Annotated in this window: 18 protein-coding genes; 16 read left to right on the plus strand and 2 right to left on the minus strand. The window is 38.3% G+C overall.

Going from position 1 to position 17295, the window contains the following annotated elements:
• Nucleotides 1–27: 27 nt before the first annotated feature.
• Genes VXN63_RS00095 through tkt form a run of 5 tightly spaced genes read left to right on the plus strand, consistent with a single transcriptional unit; the run spans nt 28 to nt 4683 of the window.
• Nucleotides 28–342: a PTS fructose transporter subunit IIB gene (locus tag VXN63_RS00095; protein WP_327755940.1), complete on the plus strand. Its 315-nt coding sequence runs from the start codon at nt 28–30 to the stop codon at nt 340–342.
• A 23-nt stretch (nt 343–365) separates the two neighbouring features.
• Nucleotides 366–815: a PTS sugar transporter subunit IIA gene (locus VXN63_RS00100; RefSeq protein WP_327755941.1), complete on the plus strand. Its 450-nt coding sequence runs from the start codon at nt 366–368 to the stop codon at nt 813–815.
• A 33-nt stretch (nt 816–848) separates the two neighbouring features.
• Nucleotides 849–1949 (plus strand): PTS fructose transporter subunit IIC, encoded by a 1101-nt coding sequence (locus VXN63_RS00105; RefSeq protein WP_327755942.1) that lies wholly within the window; start codon nt 849–851, stop codon nt 1947–1949.
• A gap of 27 nt (nt 1950–1976) precedes the next feature.
• Complete coding sequence (gene alsE / locus VXN63_RS00110; RefSeq protein WP_327755943.1) at nt 1977–2669, plus strand: D-allulose 6-phosphate 3-epimerase; 693 nt, start codon at nt 1977–1979, stop codon at nt 2667–2669.
• A 19-nt stretch (nt 2670–2688) separates the two neighbouring features.
• Nucleotides 2689–4683: a transketolase gene (gene tkt, locus VXN63_RS00115; RefSeq protein WP_327755944.1), complete on the plus strand. Its 1995-nt coding sequence runs from the start codon at nt 2689–2691 to the stop codon at nt 4681–4683.
• A 145-nt stretch (nt 4684–4828) separates the two neighbouring features.
• On the opposite strand, the gene VXN63_RS00120 is transcribed toward tkt, so the two are convergent.
• Entirely contained in the window at nt 4829–5176 is a 348-nt protein-coding gene (locus VXN63_RS00120) for a TM2 domain-containing protein (protein ID WP_327755945.1), read from the minus strand.
• Nucleotides 5177–5875: 699 nt separating this feature from the next.
• Here VXN63_RS00120 and VXN63_RS00125 point away from each other — a divergent pair.
• Both VXN63_RS00125 and VXN63_RS00130 read left to right on the plus strand, forming a co-directional pair.
• The gene (locus tag VXN63_RS00125) at nt 5876–6424 is read left to right on the plus strand and encodes a sigma-70 family RNA polymerase sigma factor (RefSeq protein ID WP_327755946.1); all 549 of its coding nucleotides are present in this window, start codon (nt 5876–5878) and stop codon (nt 6422–6424) included.
• An 11-nt stretch (nt 6425–6435) separates the two neighbouring features.
• Complete coding sequence (locus VXN63_RS00130) at nt 6436–7254, plus strand: N-acetylmuramoyl-L-alanine amidase family protein (protein ID WP_327755947.1); 819 nt, start codon at nt 6436–6438, stop codon at nt 7252–7254.
• A gap of 49 nt (nt 7255–7303) precedes the next feature.
• On the opposite strand, the gene VXN63_RS00135 is transcribed toward VXN63_RS00130, so the two are convergent.
• The gene (locus VXN63_RS00135; RefSeq protein ID WP_327755948.1) at nt 7304–8164 is read right to left on the minus strand and encodes a competence protein ComK; all 861 of its coding nucleotides are present in this window, start codon (nt 8162–8164) and stop codon (nt 7304–7306) included.
• 433 nt (nt 8165–8597) lie between these two features.
• Here VXN63_RS00135 and VXN63_RS00140 point away from each other — a divergent pair, with 433 nt between their 5' ends.
• The 9 genes from VXN63_RS00140 (at nt 8598) to VXN63_RS00180 (ending at nt 17240) form a co-directional block, all read left to right on the plus strand.
• Nucleotides 8598–9467 carry a transporter substrate-binding domain-containing protein gene (locus VXN63_RS00140; RefSeq protein ID WP_327755949.1) on the plus strand — a complete coding sequence of 290 codons (870 nt, stop codon included), beginning with the start codon at nt 8598–8600 and terminating at the stop codon, nt 9465–9467.
• Nucleotides 9468–9469: 2 nt separating this feature from the next.
• Complete coding sequence (locus VXN63_RS00145) at nt 9470–10156, plus strand: amino acid ABC transporter permease (protein WP_327755950.1); 687 nt, start codon at nt 9470–9472, stop codon at nt 10154–10156.
• Between the two features lie 83 nt (nt 10157–10239).
• Nucleotides 10240–10653 carry a GNAT family N-acetyltransferase gene (locus VXN63_RS00150; RefSeq protein WP_327755951.1) on the plus strand — a complete coding sequence of 138 codons (414 nt, stop codon included), beginning with the start codon at nt 10240–10242 and terminating at the stop codon, nt 10651–10653.
• Between the two features lie 82 nt (nt 10654–10735).
• A complete protein-coding gene (locus tag VXN63_RS00155) occupies nt 10736–11380 on the plus strand; it encodes a hypothetical protein (protein WP_327755952.1) in 645 nt (214 codons plus the stop codon).
• Nucleotides 11381–11437: 57 nt separating this feature from the next.
• Complete coding sequence (locus VXN63_RS00160; protein WP_327755953.1) at nt 11438–11746, plus strand: DUF5316 family protein; 309 nt, start codon at nt 11438–11440, stop codon at nt 11744–11746.
• An 86-nt stretch (nt 11747–11832) separates the two neighbouring features.
• On the plus strand, nt 11833–12519 hold the full coding sequence (locus VXN63_RS00165) for a plasmid pRiA4b ORF-3 family protein (RefSeq protein ID WP_327755954.1): 687 nt from the start codon (nt 11833–11835) through the stop codon (nt 12517–12519).
• A 227-nt stretch (nt 12520–12746) separates the two neighbouring features.
• Complete coding sequence (locus VXN63_RS00170; RefSeq protein WP_327755955.1) at nt 12747–13577, plus strand: PRD domain-containing protein; 831 nt, start codon at nt 12747–12749, stop codon at nt 13575–13577.
• Between the two features lie 119 nt (nt 13578–13696).
• Nucleotides 13697–15619 carry a beta-glucoside-specific PTS transporter subunit IIABC gene (locus VXN63_RS00175; RefSeq protein ID WP_327755956.1) on the plus strand — a complete coding sequence of 641 codons (1923 nt, stop codon included), beginning with the start codon at nt 13697–13699 and terminating at the stop codon, nt 15617–15619.
• 160 nt (nt 15620–15779) lie between these two features.
• The gene (locus VXN63_RS00180) at nt 15780–17240 is read left to right on the plus strand and encodes a sulfatase-like hydrolase/transferase (RefSeq protein WP_327755957.1); all 1461 of its coding nucleotides are present in this window, start codon (nt 15780–15782) and stop codon (nt 17238–17240) included.
• Nucleotides 17241–17295 lie beyond the last annotated feature (55 nt).

Consider the following 17295-nt stretch of genomic DNA (forward strand, 5'->3'; position numbering starts at 1 on the left):
ACTAACAATTAAAAGGAGAAAACAATCATGAAAATCGTCGGAGTAGCAGCTTGTACAGTAGGAATCGCACACACATATATCGCACAGGAAAAACTAGAGAATGCCGCAAAAAAAGCCGGCCACGAAATTCACGTTGAAACACAAGGGACTATTGGTATTGAAAATAGATTATCTCAAGAACAAATTGATGCTGCAGATGCGGTTATCTTAGCCGTTGATGTTAAAATTTCCGGTCGTGAACGCTTTGAAGGTAAAAAAGTGATCCAAGTTCCAACAGAAGTAGCGGTCAAATCGCCAAACAAATTGATCCAAAAAGTCACAGAAGTCGTTGAAGCCAAATAACTAATTGAAGGAGTATGCAGCAGATGGAAGTAAAAGAGATTTTAGATGTAAACCTGATCAAGTCAGATATGAAGGTTGATTCAAAAGAGGAAGCATTGAACGTATTATGCCAAGAGTTACTAGATAATGGCTATATTTCAGATATTGAAGGATTCAAAGAAGATGTCTACGCCCGTGAAAAAGAAGGAAAGACCGGTATTGGAAACTTTATTGCCATTCCTCATGGGAAAAGTGCACACGTGGATAATATTGGTGTAGCCATTGGGATTAATGAAACGGAGATTCCTTGGGAGTCACTAGATGACCGCGGGGTTAAAGGGATTATTCTTTTCGCTGTTGGAAATGATAATGAAGATGCGAATCAGCATTTGAAACTCTTATCACTGTTCGCACGTAAACTTGGAAACGATGAAGTGGTAGAAGAATTGTTGAAATCAACGAGTCCAGAGGAAGTTGTTCAAGCTTTTTCGTAAAAAAGAATAAACATTTAAAAATGGGGGTTTATCATGCAAAAGATTAAACAGTTAAATTTAAAAGGTCATTTATTGACCGCAATTTCATATCTGATCCCAATTGTCTGTGGGGCAGGGTTTATGATTGCTATTGGGATGGCGTTTGGTGGAGAACCAGGCACAGATTTACTAGCAGGTAGTTATTCGATCTGGGATGTACTAGCGGTTATCGGAGGACTGGGACTAGGTATGTTACCGGTCGTCATTTCAACAGGGATCGCGTACTCCATCGCTGAAAAACCAGGTATTGCACCAGGTTTCATCGTTGGGTTACTAGCAAGATCGATTGAAGCAGGATTTATTGGCGGTATCTTAGGTGGTTTCGTAGCCGGATACTTAGTGATTGGTATTTTAAGATTCTTGAAAGTACCTGCTTGGGCTAAAGGGTTAATGCCAACATTAATCATTCCATTAGTATCTACCTTCCTTGGTGGCTTGATTATGATCTACGTGATCGGTACGCCAATTGCTTTGTTCACAGATACTTTAACAAACTTACTGAACGGTTTAGGTTCTTCTTCTTTACTACTTTTCGGAGGAGTGGTTGGACTCTTAAGTGGGGTCGACTATGGTGGTCCCATTAATAAAACGGTGTTCGCTTTTGTTTTAACCCTTCAAGCAGAAGGTTTAAACGGACCTATCACGGCACTACAACTCGTTAATACGGCAACACCAATTGGTTTTGGACTTGCCTTCTTTGTGGCAAAACTATTTGGTAAAACAATCTATTCTCCAGTAGAGATTGAAACATTGAAAACGGCTGTACCGATGGGTGTCGTTAATATCGTCGAAGGCGTTATCCCAATCGTCATGAATGATATTTTCCGTGGCGTATTTGCAACAGCAGTCGGTGGCGCTGTTGGGGGAGCGGTCTCTATGGCTCTTGGCGCAGATGCGACTGTACCATTTGGTGGCGTCTTAATGATTCCTACGATGTCCAGACCAATGGCCGGCATTTTAGCCTTACTGGCAAATATTGTTGTAACTGCCGTTGTTCTTGCACTTGTTAAGAAAAATGTGACAGAAGAATCAATCAATGCGCAATTAGACGCTGAAGAAGAAGATATCGACTTAGGCGATATTCAAATTAGCTAAAAAAGATTGAAGAAGGATGGTTTTAAAATGAATAATGTAGAAATTTCACCCTCACTGATGACGATGGATTTAGATAAGTTCAAAGAACAAATCACATTTTTAAACGATCACGCTGATTCTTATCACATTGATATTATGGATGGACACTATGTGCCAAACATTACTTTGTCACCGTGGTTTATTGAAGAAGTCCGTAAAATTAGTGATTTGCCCATGTCTGTTCACTTAATGGTTACAGAGCCAAGTTTCTGGGTACCGCAATTGATCGACTTGAAATGCGAGTGGATTTGTATGCACGCGGAAGTCTTAGATGGCTTAGCGTTCAGATTAATCGATGATATCCATAACGCCGGACTGAAAGCTGGGATTGTCTTAAATCCAGAAACACCAATCGAAACGATTTTCCCCTATATCGATTTACTAGACAAAATCACCATCATGACAGTCGATCCAGGATTTGCCGGACAACGATTCATCGATAACACATTAGATAAAATTGTTGCTCTAAGAGCATTACGAGAAGAAAAAGGCTACAACTACTTGATTGAAATGGATGGATCATCAAATCGTAAGACATTCAAGAAAATCGATGCAGCTGGACCCGATATTTATATTGTTGGAAGAAGCGGCTTATTCGGCCTAACAGAAGAGATTGATTCGTCGTGGGAAACGATGGTTAAAGATTACGAAGAAACCACAGAGAAGTCATTTAGTAAATAAGTTCTTGGAGGTAAAATAATTGTTTGACAAAATAGATGAATTAGCCGTAAACACATTAAGAACACTCAGTATTGATGCCGTCCAAAAAGCAAACTCTGGTCACCCAGGTTTGCCGATGGGGGCTGCACCAATGGCCTATACCTTATGGACTAAACAAATGAAAGTGAACCCGAAACATTCGAAATGGTTTGACCGTGACCGCTTTATTCTTTCCGCGGGACATGGCTCAGCCTTACTGTATAGTTTATTACATGTCTCAGGATATGACGTTTCGATTGAAGATGTGAAAAACTTCCGTCAAATTGGAAGCAGAACACCTGGACATCCAGAAGTGCATATGACAGATGGTGTCGAAGCAACAACCGGTCCATTAGGACAAGGAATCGCGAATGCAGTTGGCTTTGCAATGGCTGAAGCGCATTTGGCAGCACGTTTTAATAGAGATCAATTCAATGTGGTGGATCATTATACCTATGCCTTATGTGGGGATGGTGATTTACAAGAAGGGATTTCTCAAGAAGCGGCTTCCTTAGCAGGACATTTGAAACTTGGAAAGCTTGTGGTTTTGTATGATTCAAATGATATCCAATTAGATGGACCCATCGAGAAAGCTTTCACAGAGAACGTTGGGAAACGCTTTGAAGCTTATGGCTGGGAGCATATTCGCGTAGAAGATGGAAATGACCTAAGTAATATTAATGAAGCGATTGAAAAAGCAAAAACAAATCTTGATCAACCAACTTTAATTGAAGTGAAAACAACAATTGGATTTGGTGCACCAAATGCTGGAACATCCGCTGTTCACGGAGCACCACTTGGAGCTGAAGGTATACTTGCCTCTAAGAAAGCCTACTTGTGGGAAGGCGAAGACTTTTATGTTCCTGAACCGGTTCAAGAACGATTCAATGAAACAATGATTGAAGAGGGTCAAAAAGCAGAATCTGACTGGAAGCAGTTGGTAGAAGACTACAAAAACACCTATCCGGATCTGGCGGAAGATTTCCAAGCTATGATGGATGGACAACTACCAGAGGGTTGGCAAGACGCTTTGCCAGTTTATACAGAAGAAAATGGTACAAAAGCAACGCGCGTATCTAGTGGAGAAGTGCTGAACGCAATCGCCGGAGCCGTACCGACTTTCTGGGGTGGTTCTGCCGACTTGTCTGGATCCAATAAATCCATGATTGATGGTCAACAGGACTTTTCAGCGGATCAGTATGATGGCCGCAATATCTGGTATGGCGTGAGAGAGTTCGCCATGGCTGCTGCCTTGAATGGCATTTTACTACACGGAGGAACGCAGTCTTATGTTAGTACATTCTTTGTATTCTCAGATTATTTGCGCCCAGCCGTTCGTCTAGCTGCACTATCAGAAATCCCAGCAATCTATGTAATGACGCATGATTCGATTGCAGTTGGAGAAGATGGACCAACGCATGAACCAGTGGAACAACTATCGAGTTTCCGCGGTATGCATAATTTATCTGTTATTCGTCCAGCTGATGGGAATGAAGTCGTTGCAGCTTGGGAATTGGCCGTTGAGTCTACTAAAACACCAACGATGCTGGTATTAACACGACAAGACTTACCCGTCTTACCTGGAACAGAAACGCATGCTAGAGAGAATGTGCGCAAAGGTGCGTATGTGATTTCACCATCCGTTGACGAAACGCCAGAAGGGATCTTGATTGCGACTGGTTCTGAAGTATCGCTTGCTATTAAGGCACAGAAGCAATTAAAGGATTCAGGTGTGGATGTATCAGTTGTCTCGATGCCAAGTATGGATCTATTTGAGAAACAAGATCAAGCGTACAAAGAATCCGTTCTTCCAGCCCCTGTCACTAAAAGAGTAGCAATTGAAATGGGCTCACCATTTGGATGGGATCGATACACCGGTCCACAAGGAACAAGCTTAACCATAGATCAATTCGGTCAAAGTGGAGAAGGTACAAAAGTTGTGGAATCTTACGGCTTTACTGCAGAAAATATCGTGAACATCTTCAAAGAACTTTAATAGAACAACAAGACCCGATAAAGCGAATCTGCTTATCGGGTTTTTTCGTTTTGTAATAACTGTTTCTGACAAGAAAAAGGTAGTAGACTAATGAATACACTCATCAGTCTGCTACCTTTTCTAGTCTAGTATTAAATCGGTATCGTTAAAATTCTAAGTCGTTTCGTCCGTTATACATATTCTGAGCAAATGATGTTGTTAGTCTTTCATTTTCAACTCGAACCATTCCCGCCACCAAGAATAGATCTACGAATAACCAAATTCCACCTATAAACAAGAACAAAAATCCAATTAAAATAACAGAAGTAATCCATCCAGTAATAAATAATGCCAATAAAGCAATAGCGGAACCTTTTCTGTTCAAATAAAATCTATGTATCCCGAAAACACCTAGAAAAAACCAGAGTAGATAAGCCATACCCGTACCTTTTTTATGATTCGCTACTTCGGAATTTACTACCATTTTTTCTTCATTTGTCAATTGTTCGTACATACTTTCGCCTCCAATCAATAACTACTTCTTACCATCGGATTCTTTTGTAGAACATTAAGAGAACAAATAGTAAATTCAAGGGAAATACGAATACTTCTTCAAATGCCTTTACCGCTTAAGGGGAGGTTCTAATTCAGCTTCTAATATAGAATAATGACGCTCAAAAGCATCATTTAACCGGGATAGTACGAATAAAGTGGTATATTGACCGAGTTCACAAAATCAGACTCGTATTGTTGTAACTCAAGTCAAATGAGTTAACGAGTTAATAGAATAAGACCGATATTGTTGTAACTTAAGTCGAGTGAGTTAACGAGTTATTAGAATAAAACCGATATTGTCGCAACTCAATACAAGTGAGTTAATGAGTTCCCAAAATAAGCACAATATTGTCGTAACTGGCATCAAATAAACCGGTGAGTCTTCGTAATAAGGGAAAGATCAGAGCGTTAATCATAAATCAAACCATTAGTAGACCTAAAATGGAAAAATATGGCGTCTTTTAAATAAGAATTCAATGAATTTCAGCCAAATAACTTAACGATTCCCAGAAAAACGAGTCTATTATCAAAGATGCCATTATTTTGGCAGGATTTAACTCATTTATGCACCTTTGAATGAGAGTCCGTAACTTAGTAAAGTAAGGTCATACAAGGCCTTGTATAGTTCAAAAGAAGATCTTCGGAAAATGGAGAAAAGATGAAACGAGTGCTAGAAGAAACGTTAGAACACGATTTTTTCTTTGTACATGACTCAATTGTGTTCGGAGCGATAAAGAAAATCGGCATTCGCTATGACCACACTAACTATGATGATTTTGTGCAGATTGGTCGGTTAAAGCTAGTGGATGCTTATCAGGAATTCCCAGAAGACTTACATGAAGAAGCCTATTTTTATCAATTCACAGGCTATGCCTACCGAAAAGTTTACTGGGGACTGATGGATCAAATCAGAAAAGATCAGCGGATTATCGAAAGAGAAGACGGGCTGCCCGAATCCTTTGAAGAATGGGGAACGGACGAACACCAGCTTCTTGATCAAGATGTAGTAATCTGGCAGTTGTTTTATTCTATGTTGAACTGCCTAACAAAGAAAGAACAGCGCTACTTAAAGGACCTCGTTTTCGAGCAACTATCGATCACAGAGATTGCCGCAAAATATGGTGTAAGCAGAAAAACAGTCTATGTATGGAAAAAACAAGTCGCAAAAAAACTGGCTCACTACGAGACAGTATTAAAAAATAGATGAGGAGAATGAATATGAGCAAATCGATCATTATTGACGCAGGACACGGAGGAAAAGACCCAGGAGCCATGGGATTTGGCGAAAAGGAAAAAGATTGGGCACTAGAAATCAGTCGCTACCAGTTCCGTCGGTTAAATGCCTTAGGAGCAAAAGTAGCGCTGACGAGAAAAGAAGATACCACTTTGACACCAACGGAGCGTGTTGCAAGAATCAAAAATCAGTATGACATTTGCCTATCAAACCACTGGAACGCGTTTGATAGTAGCGCAAGAGGAATTGAAACCATTCATTCGGTCAGGGCGAAACCAACGTTTGCGAAAGACTTGGCTGATCGCTTAGCTCAGTGCACCCAGTTACCACTCAGAAGAGTCTTTAATAGGGCCATCAGTCCTGGTGAGGATTACTATTTTCTGCATAGACTGACTGGTAGAACGGAGACGGTGATTATTGAATACGGCTTTATCGATCATCCAATGGATCATGCTTACTACAAAAATCAAAAGCAATTCTATACGGCAGCGGAAGCAGTTATTGAAGGCGTCTGTCGGAAAATAGGTATCGCATACAAAAATCCAGACGAAGAATCTTTAAAAGAGTCAAAAAACAGTTCAGTGCAATTGAAACTAGAAAGCATTTATGACGGAAAGCTTCGGTTTTATAATCGGCCTAGTTGGAAAGATGCAGATGTATTTGGATATCTTAAGATTGGTCAAGGTTTTCCTAAAATCATTGAAAAACTAACGGTTGGTAAAGGGGAACAATTCAAAGTAGAAAATTCCAAAGGAGAAACCTTCTATATCACAGCGCACCCTAAGTATGTAAAAATAACTTAAAAATAAAGCCAGCACTCACACCGTTCAGTAGTGAGTGCTGGCTATTTAATTATTCGTCTTCTTCAGTCTCTTCATTATCTTCTTCATTGAGCATATAATCAAGTTCATAATCCTCGCGAACCGAACCTTCAACTCCTAAGGACTTCGAAACGATATTAAAGGCTAATGTATGAATCATCTTTATGAACCAAGGAAGGGGATAGATATTTTCATATTTTTTAACGTTGGATTCAACGATTCTTGAGATCAAGCTATCTGGATTAAGATTAGTGGATGATCCAAAAATGCGCTGCATATCTAAAGTGAGTTGTTGCTGTATGTAAACCATCGCCGCTGCATTATCCATCATACTTTTAATGGGACCCACTTTCATATCGATAATTAATTCATGATCTGGATGAATATGGATAAACGTTTGATCTCCAACAGTTTCCATATTACGAATATGATGTAGCCCAATCCAGCTGACATGATCTTTGGATGGACCTTTCTCAGGTCCAAACTGAATGTTGCCTAGTACATAAGGAACTTTCTTTTTTATCCCAATCATTTTTCCTAGAATACTAATCACATCATAGGACGTATTGATTCTAAAAAAACGATTGATGATCTTTGTGGTGGTTTCTTCTGATTTGAAGACCAGACCGCTATTTTGAAAAATCATGCTATTATAGGGTGTTTCTACATTTTTGGAAAGATCATATAAGTAATAGCTATCATCATCAATCCATATTTTCTTTCTCATGATAGCTTCATCTATGTATTTCGGGAGCGTTTCTTTGCTTACGGAAGGGGGCAAATATGTAGTCTGATAATATGTAAAATCCTCGTGAACCATATGTTGGAATTGACTAAAATCATTATTAAATACTTTTCTTAACTTTTCAAAAGCTTTTTCTTTTTGGTGCATTGACACAAATCCTTTCTTTTGAGACCGCTATCATTTTATGGAACGTATGAATGAGTCTTTTTTAAATTTAATACATTTAGTATACATTAGGGCAGTTAAAAATAATATGAAATTTACAAAATTTACCTTTTTGATACGAATTCGTAATAAAATACATATAGTATTAATATATCTCTGTATCGAACTATTCAAGTTTTAAAATATTGATGAAATATAAATTGGTTGTATTATAGAGAAGTATGTTAAAACTAGGAGCTTCTTCAAACTATATCATTTAAAGTGATAAAAACAATATTGTATGTTATAAAATGTAACACAATAGGGATCTGAAATACTGATGATTGAAAAATCAATAGAATTTATTACAAACTTTGACTATACATACAAAACCTTGTTAAACTCTATAAGGATTAACTCGAGAGGAAGAATAAAAATGAAAAGAACAATTCAATCACTACTAACCCTATCACTTGGAAGCACACTATTACTTGCAGCTTGTTCGAATGATTCATCTGAAGAAACCGCATCTACGACAGCGGAAGATACTTCCTGGAGTGATATCCAAGAAGCTGGCGTTTTAAAAGCAGCGACTTCTGGAACGTATTTTCCGAATTCCTATCATGAAGAAGGTACGAATGTCTTAACTGGTTTTGAAGTAGAAATCTTACGAGAAATCGGTGAGCGTTTAGATGTTGAGGTAGAATTCACTGAAATGAACGTTGACGGTATGCTGACATCACTGAACAGTGAACAAATCGATATTGCAGCTTTGAGTATCAGCCACGCGGGAGAAAATGCGGATAAATTCAATTACTCGGAACCCTATAAATATACGTATATGTCGATGATTGTTAGAGAAGAAGACAATTCTGAGATTGAAACGATGGAAGATCTTGAGGGGAAACGTGCAGCTGGAGCGGCTACAACTTCTTATATGCAGATTGCTGAACAGTATGGTGCAGAACTGGTCATTTACGACAATGCCACAAACGATCAATACCTCCAAGATGTCGCAAATGGGCGGACCGATTTGATCATCAACGATTATTATGGTCAGACTATGGCATTGACAGCTTTTCCTGAAATTCCAATCAAAATCCAAGAAAATTTATTCTTTAACCCAAGCTACACCAATTTTTCAATGAAACTTGGGAGCGATACGTTAACCGAAGAAGTTGATAAAGCTTTGGCAGAAATGCATTCTGATGGGACTCTAAGTGCATTGTCTAAAGAATTTTATCAAGGGGAAGATGTATCTGTAGAAGTCGATATGGATATACCAACGTATGAGATTGAGGAGTAAGTATGGGAAACATCGAATGGCAATACATCTTTGATCCTGAGTTAGCATGGGAAAGCTTACCTTTCTTGATCAGTGGCATCCCAAATACTTTAATTATCGCGATGATCAGTACGTTTTTGGGGCTGATTATCGGTTTAGGGTTGACGGTTATGCGTCTGTCGGAGATGAAACTGTTAAACTTTTTGGCTAAGGTGTACGTTTCATTTATGCGTGGAACCCCAGCGCTTGTTTTTCTTTTCCTGATCTATTTCGGATTACCATTCGTCAATATTCAATTTCCAGCTTTGACAGCCGCAATCATCTGTTTCAGTCTGAATTCAGCGGCCTATATCTCTGAGATTTTGAGATCCGCCGTATCATCCGTTGATCACGGACAATGGGAAGCCGCAAAAGCGCTTGGTTTAAGCAAAGGGGTCACCTTTCGAGCAATCATTATCCCGCAAGCGACTCGAATCGCTTTGCCACCGCTTGGTAACGTATTGATCGATGTAATAAAAGGAACCTCTTTAGCGGCGATGATCACCGTTAATGAGATTTTTCAGAACGCTAGAATCGTCGGCGGCAGGGAATTTGATTACATGACCATGTACATTATGGTCGCCCTCATTTACTGGCTGATTTGCAGCATCTTCAGCTACTTCCAGACCTATTTAGAAGTGATTTCTTCAAGATACGTCATCCAAAAATGATAGTTGAAATTTTATGTGAAATCTATTTAACAAAATGTTAAACTAGTAAGTAATATAATGGCTTAAGTTAAAGGAGTGGGGATATGCCAATCGAAGAGGTACCTTACGAAGAAAATAAAAAAGCTACAATAACAGGATTAGATGCTTACACATTGGAAAAAGTTCCTAAACTAAAAATGGTTTCCAAAGAAATTAGTTTTGTATATAAAGAAGCAGATGAAGTTCTTGGAAGTATTGTTGGGCATATTCAGTGGGATCATTTGAAAATCGAGCTATTCTTTGTCTCGAAAAATACACAAGGTAAAGGTATTGGATCAAAGTTACTGGCACACGTTGAAAAATTGGCTAAGACAGAAAATTGTCAATATATCTTTCTAGAAACGATGAGTTTCAATGCTCCAGCTTTTTACCAAAAAAACGGTTATGAGATTGTTGGTAAAATTGATAATTCGCCTTTGCCAGGTGAAACAAGATATTTCATGAAAAAAGATATGTAAAATTAGACCCCAGATACAGATAATAGCTATCTGGTAATGGGGTTTATTTTTTATATTTGCCTACAGAAGAGTATACAAATAAATGATGATTAAAAAGAAATCGATGACGATATTTTATATATTTTTAGGGTTAATGATGACATATGGTTGTTCAAAAGAAATGAAAGATGAAATGATCGTTGAAAATGAAGCGGAACAAACACAAACAACAGAAGACATAGATGAGGATTCAGAACAATCAGAATCAAATGATTCCGATACAACAGATGGGAAAACATACTCAGAGTTTGAGGAGGATCAGGAAGAACCAGAAGAGTCAAAAGACATTTTAGCAGAGTATTCTAACGAAGAAATTGAATACGCTCGTATCTGGTTGCAGCTCGGACCGAATCAGGAAATCAGTGAGTTGAACGTGCAGCACTTTCCAGCTGGAACACCATTAAACCCAAAAGACGAAAATAGTGCAGTCTCCCCAGACGATGTTGTGCAGTTATCTGGGAGTCGATTAGTGGATGGATCTGTGACATATTCAAGTAATGGAAACGGCACAATCAATGTTTATAAGGTTCCTTACCGTTGGGAATCAACGATGTCTGAAGTAGAAGTCGTCGATGGGATTAGTGTTTATACTCAAGACTTAATTGATGAGACTGAACTGGTCAGTTTGGATGTTGGAGACGATGAGTCTGTGGTGGAGTTGATTGAACTGGAACGAGTGACTGATTAAAAATAGGATTAATTAAACACGTTCTGATATCCTCCTCGTATAGAGGAGGTGAGTTTTATGAACTTAATCAAATCAATACCGGCAAGTATAAAGTGGATCGTTGCTGGAGCTTCAATGCTTTTGTTTAGCTATGTGGTTGCTATGACTACGCAGTTTGAGTTTAATGTTTTAGTCAACTACACAGCTTTTGGCTTAACCGCATTGGCAATCATCTTATCTGGGACAGCAGTGAGTGGAGATAGAATGCGCGCGAACAATAATAGTCGTGCAGGCAGCAGTTCTCTAAGTACATTGAAGTATTCTAAATTTATTTTGCTATTTGCAATACCGTTTTACATAATGTTTGTTGTTTTGGAGTTTGTTTAAAAAGCTATCAAAGATTCGTGCTCAAAATTAGCACATATTTTTTTATAAAATAACCGAGAACTTAAGTAGTTGAAAAGGAGCTTATAATGAAAGCTTATATCGTTCGTGTCGAATTTGATGATTCCAATCCACTGATCTGGAGAAAAGTGATCATGCCAGCAGACGTCACGTTCAAAAGACTAAATGAAGTGATTCAAGCTGTAACTAATTTTAACCAAAATGATATCACGTTTGAGGGTCATCTATATGAATTTCAATTGAATGAAGAAAATAGAATTGTGACCAATAATGATGAAGCTTATGAAGAGCATCAATATTACAAACAGAATAAAAGTTTTTTCGAAAATCGGTTAAAAACAACGGATCCGGATATGATGGAATCCGAACAACGTTATCAAGATCGATTGAAAAGGGAAGTCCGTAAACCTTCAGGTATAAAAATCGATGCTTATCTAGAAAAGTTCGGATCTATCGATTACCTTTATGATTACGGGGATAGCTGGCGAATCACAGTCACGCTTGAAGAAACGGTAGAGGATTATTATTTTGGATATCCCACATTACTGGATGGATCAGAAACAGCGCCTCCTGAAGATGTTGGAGGAATGACTGGATTCTATCAATTTCTAGAAGCGTATCATAATCCTTCTCATCCAGATCACCAAGAACTACAGGCTTGGGCTACTTCACAAAGATTCAAAGAATATGATCCTAAGCAAATTAATAGGATGTTAAAAAAATTGCTTACAAGAAAACTGAGTGGAATCAGATAAAGCATAATAATTATGATGTTATTGAAGATAAGTACCGAAAAACAGATGAGGATAAATAAAATTAATTCCAGAGAACGCTTGCAATCGATTTCAAAGCATGATATTATTTTGGTACAATCAAATGGATGGTTACTGACAGCGAACTGATCAGGCTATACCTTAGTATACTCTTAGAGAAGTATCTCTAGGTATATTAAGGTATTTTTCTTTCTATTGGAGGTGAATGCATGCATGTAAAAAAAGTTTTGAACAACAGTGCGATCCTAGTTCGTGATGATGATGGTAAAGAAGTGAAAGACTTCATCTGGGTCGGCGGAGGAATTGGATTTAGGAAAAAGCCAGGCGATCAGCCTGATGAAAGTAAAATTGAAAAGATTTTCGTTTTACAACAGAAGAATTTAACGAATCGCTTTTCAGAACTAGTTGAAAATATTCCCGTAGAGTACGTCTCAATTGCGGATGATGTCATTAGCTACGCTAAGGAAGAGCTGCAACAAGATTTAAGCGATACGATTTATATATCTTTAACCGATCATATAGCCAATTTACTGAAGTTGCATGATGAAGGTGTTGAAGTGCAAAATGCTCTGTTTTGGGAGATTAAGAAATTTTATCCGAAGGAATTTGAGATTGGACAGAAGTCGGTCAAGATGATCAGCGACAAAACAGGTAAAGATATCCCAGAGTCAGAAGCAGGAAATTTAGCCCTACATTTTATTAATTCTCAATTATCTGCTGGTATCAGTGATTTATCTGCTAGTCAAAATTCACCTAAAAAAATTCGAGATATATTATCTCTGATTCGTTTTCAAAATAAGATCGAACTAGATGAAACTTCGATTGCTTATGACCGCTTTGTTACACATTTGAGATTCTTCTTTAAACGACTGGATATACGGTCCGAAACAACGGCCAAGAATCCATTGTTGGATCAAATCAAAGAAAGATATCCAGCGGCTTTCACCACGATGAAAAAAGTAGAACAATATTTAGAAGTTAGGCTAGATGAAGACGAGCAACTGTATCTTACATTACACATTCAAAAACTAATAGAATAACCCACATTGGAGTGTTACTGGTAAAGCAGGCAAGACCGAATGGGTGAGTCATAATGGACTCACTGTATTCAGTCGTGCCTGTTTTTTGTTTTACTTCAAAATAGAGAGGAAGAAAAAAGATGAAATACCAAGAACTAGTCAAAACAATTGTGAATAATGTTGGAGGAAAAGAAAACATTAATAGCGTGACACACTGTGTGACACGTTTAAGATTTAAGCTGAAAGATGAAGCTAAAGCAAATACAGATACGCTGAAGAAAACGGATGGCGTTATCACGGTTATGCAAAGTGGGGGACAATATCAAGTTGTTATTGGTAACCATGTACCGGATGTCTATAAAGAACTGACTGAGCAAACAGGCATTACGACTAATTCAGAAGTAAATGAAGACCAATCTCCTAAAGACAAAAATATCTTTAATGCGTTCATTGATACCGTTTCAAGTATTTTCACGCCAATTCTAAGCGTGTTGGCTGCGACGGGGATGATCAAGGGACTAAACGCAGTTTTGATGTCAACGGGCATTATTGATAATACTTCAGGAACTTATCTGATTTTACAAGCAGCTGGCGATACATTGTTCTATTTTTTCCCTATTTTCCTAGGATATACAGCAGCGAAGAAGTTTGGAGTTAAACCGTTTGTTGGTATGGTTCTTGGTGGAGCACTCGTTTATCCAAGTCTAGCACCCGCCGCTGTTACCGGTGCGGGTACTGTTGAACCCCTTTATTCTGTTTTTCAAGGATCGCTATTTGAATCAGCTATTCACTTGGAATTTATGGGTATACCTGTTATCTTAATGAGCTATGCTTCTAGTGTAATACCAGTTATTATCGCTGTGTATTTTGCTTCTAAAGTAGAAAGACCCTTAGAAAAGTTCATTCCAGATGTTGTAAAAACATTTTTAGTTCCTTTCTTTACAATTTTAATCGTTGTACCTGTAACCTTCCTATTAATTGGACCGATCGCAACATGGATTGGTAGTATATTAGGAGCCGTTACGACTGCAGCTTACAATCTTAGTCCAGCCTTAGCGGGTATTTTAATAGGTGGGCTATGGCAAGTGTTCGTAATGTTCGGTCTACACTGGGGATTAATCCCAATTGCAATAAATAATCTTACTGTACTTGGAAATGATACATTACTGGTTTTAGGACAAGCTACGCCTTTTGCAACAGCGGGTGTAGTGTTGGGCGTTATTATCAAAACAAGAAATACTAAGGTTCGTGCTTTGGCAATTCCAGCTTTTATTTCAAGTATGTTTGGTATATCAGAACCATCATTATATGGAATTACTCTACCGCGTAAGAAGACGTTTTTTGCAACGTTGTTTGCTTCAGCAGTCGGTGGTTTGATCATGGGACTAGCGGGTACAAAAAGTTATATTATTGGTGGACTAGGTCTGTTCGCTTTCCCAGCTTATATTAATCCTGAAACGGGTATCGATGCTGGATTTTATGGTGCGGTTATCGGTATCGCAACAGCCTTTGTTCTAGGGCTGGTCTTAACCTTAACGATTGCGTATAACCCTAAAATTGATTCCGAAGAAGAACAAGAAGATAATTTGAAACCAGAAACGATCATTGATAATGTTGAAATAGCAAGTCCAATTGAAGGAGAAGTCATGCCTTTAGAATCGATTTCTGATACGGCTTTCGCAACAGGGTTACTTGGAAAAGGTGTTGCGATTTATCCAACAAAAGGAGAAGTCATTGCGATTGGTGATGGTGTTGTAACAACATTATTCCCATCAAAACATGCAATTGGCTTAACGTTAGATAATGGTATTGAATTGCTAATACATGTTGGTATGGATACCGTTAACCTCAATGGGAAGTATTTTGACTCAAAAGTAGCGCAAGGGGATACCGTTAAAAAAGGACAATTACTGTTAACTTTTGATATTGAAGGCATTAAGAGTGAAGGGTACTCTATTGAGACACCTGTAATTATCACAAACAGTGATCAATACTTGGATGTAGTAGAAGCTGAAACAGAGCTTGCAAAAAAAGACTTCACTTTATTAACGGTTATTAACTGAGCGAATAAACGAAAAGAAAACTTAGTCCCGTAGATGGGCTAGGTTTTCTTGCGTATATTGGCATTCAAAACAATCAATCAATCCCGTATAATAAAACTATAGGTGAAATTATGATTATATAGATTATAAAAATAAGCAGGTTAGATTTAAGGAGAATGACATGAAAACGATTATGATTATGTTTGATACACTTTCTAGAAACTATTTACCCAATTACAGCGATATCGATATTGCAGTTCCGAATTTCAAGAGACTGCAAGAGCACTGTATTATCTTTGATAAATTTTACGGAGGCAGCATGCCATGTATGCCAGCTAGAAGAGAATTGCACACAGGTAAATACAACTTCTTGCACCGTTCTTGGGGACCATTAGAGCCTTTTGATTTTTCTGTCTTTGAAACGTTGAATCAACAAGGTGTTTATACTCACCTGATTACAGACCATTCTCATTACTGGGAAGATGGCGGTGCAACCTACCACAACCGCTATAGTAGCTGGGAAGGCTTTAGAGGGCAAGAAGGGGATCGATGGATCGCTAGAAGTGAAGCACTACCTAATGAAAACAAGCATCCAATGAATAAACAGGGCTTATCTGTTACACAGCATTTTGCGAACCGCACGAAACAACAATCAGAAGAAGAGATGTCGACTGTTAAAACGATTCATGCTGGAATCGACTTTTTAAAGCATCACCAGGATAAAGATGACTGGTTCTTGCAAGTAGAATGTTTCGATCCACATGAACCTTTCTATGTGCCAGATCGTTATAGAGAATCAGTTTCCAAAGATGAAGACTTTGTTTACTGGCCTAAATATCAAAAAGTGGATGGAGAAAAACAGGCAGACGGAATTCAAGAAGCGAGAGAAGAGTATAAAGCGTTGGTGAGAATGTGCGATCACCACTTAGGGAAAGTGCTGGACTATCTGGATGAAGCGAATATGTGGGAAGATACAATGGTTATTATTAATACGGATCACGGATTTTTACTTGGAGAGCATGATTGGATGGGAAAAAACAGTTCACCAATGTACGAAGAGATCATTCATATCCCGTTTTACATGCATGTCCCAGGTTATAAAGGTGGAGAAAGATGCGACGGTATTGCTCAGACCATCGATATTGCGCCGACACTCCTAGACTATTATGGATTAGATATTCCTGAAAATATGGAAGGTAAGTCTTTACTCAGTCTACTGGATCAAAAAGTTGTGAATCATGAATCGATTTTGTTTGGCACGAATGGTGGGCAAGTTTGTATTTTTGACGGAAGATATGTCTATATGCGTGCTTCTGCAGATGAAAGTAACCAACCTTTGGTTAACTATACGATGATGCCAACTCAAATTAGAGGATTTATGTCAAAAGATCAATTAAGAGAAGCGGAACTTGTTTCAGGAAATAAATTCAGTAATGATGTTCCGATGTTGAGAATCAAGATGGACAACTACAGTAATTCATTTGCTTTTGGTCACTTGTTATTTGATTTGAAAGAAGATCCAGAGCAAAATGAGCCTTTACAAGATGAAAAAGTTGAAGACGATATGATTGAGAAACTTATTGGGATGTTGGACCAGATTGAGGCACCTGAAGAAGAGTATATTCGACTAGGATTAAAATAAGAACACTAATTTTATGGAGTGGGTAGAATGGGTTGTTGCCAACCAGATCGTTCAA

Source organism: Marinilactibacillus sp. XAAS-LB27 (assembly GCF_036039175.1).
GTDB lineage: Bacteria > Bacillota > Bacilli > Lactobacillales > Carnobacteriaceae_A > Marinilactibacillus.

Coding starts and splice junctions, on each gene's coding strand:
- VXN63_RS00160 (WP_327755953.1), top strand. CDS start 11,438: ATGAACTTAATCAAATCAATACCGGCAAGTATAAAGTGGATCGTTGCT.
- VXN63_RS00105 (WP_327755942.1), top strand. CDS start 849: ATGCAAAAGATTAAACAGTTAAATTTAAAAGGTCATTTATTGACCGCA.
- VXN63_RS00145 (WP_327755950.1), top strand. CDS start 9,470: ATGGGAAACATCGAATGGCAATACATCTTTGATCCTGAGTTAGCATGG.
- VXN63_RS00155 (WP_327755952.1), top strand. CDS start 10,736: ATGATGATTAAAAAGAAATCGATGACGATATTTTATATATTTTTAGGG.
- VXN63_RS00170 (WP_327755955.1), top strand. CDS start 12,747: ATGCATGTAAAAAAAGTTTTGAACAACAGTGCGATCCTAGTTCGTGAT.
- VXN63_RS00125 (WP_327755946.1), top strand. CDS start 5,876: ATGAAACGAGTGCTAGAAGAAACGTTAGAACACGATTTTTTCTTTGTA.
- VXN63_RS00135 (WP_327755948.1), bottom strand. CDS start 8,164: ATGCACCAAAAAGAAAAAGCTTTTGAAAAGTTAAGAAAAGTATTTAAT.
- alsE (WP_327755943.1), top strand. CDS start 1,977: ATGAATAATGTAGAAATTTCACCCTCACTGATGACGATGGATTTAGAT.
- VXN63_RS00130 (WP_327755947.1), top strand. CDS start 6,436: ATGAGCAAATCGATCATTATTGACGCAGGACACGGAGGAAAAGACCCA.
- VXN63_RS00165 (WP_327755954.1), top strand. CDS start 11,833: ATGAAAGCTTATATCGTTCGTGTCGAATTTGATGATTCCAATCCACTG.
- VXN63_RS00180 (WP_327755957.1), top strand. CDS start 15,780: ATGAAAACGATTATGATTATGTTTGATACACTTTCTAGAAACTATTTA.
- VXN63_RS00150 (WP_327755951.1), top strand. CDS start 10,240: ATGCCAATCGAAGAGGTACCTTACGAAGAAAATAAAAAAGCTACAATA.
- VXN63_RS00175 (WP_327755956.1), top strand. CDS start 13,697: ATGAAATACCAAGAACTAGTCAAAACAATTGTGAATAATGTTGGAGGA.
- VXN63_RS00095 (WP_327755940.1), top strand. CDS start 28: ATGAAAATCGTCGGAGTAGCAGCTTGTACAGTAGGAATCGCACACACA.
- VXN63_RS00100 (WP_327755941.1), top strand. CDS start 366: ATGGAAGTAAAAGAGATTTTAGATGTAAACCTGATCAAGTCAGATATG.
- VXN63_RS00120 (WP_327755945.1), bottom strand. CDS start 5,176: ATGTACGAACAATTGACAAATGAAGAAAAAATGGTAGTAAATTCCGAA.
- VXN63_RS00140 (WP_327755949.1), top strand. CDS start 8,598: ATGAAAAGAACAATTCAATCACTACTAACCCTATCACTTGGAAGCACA.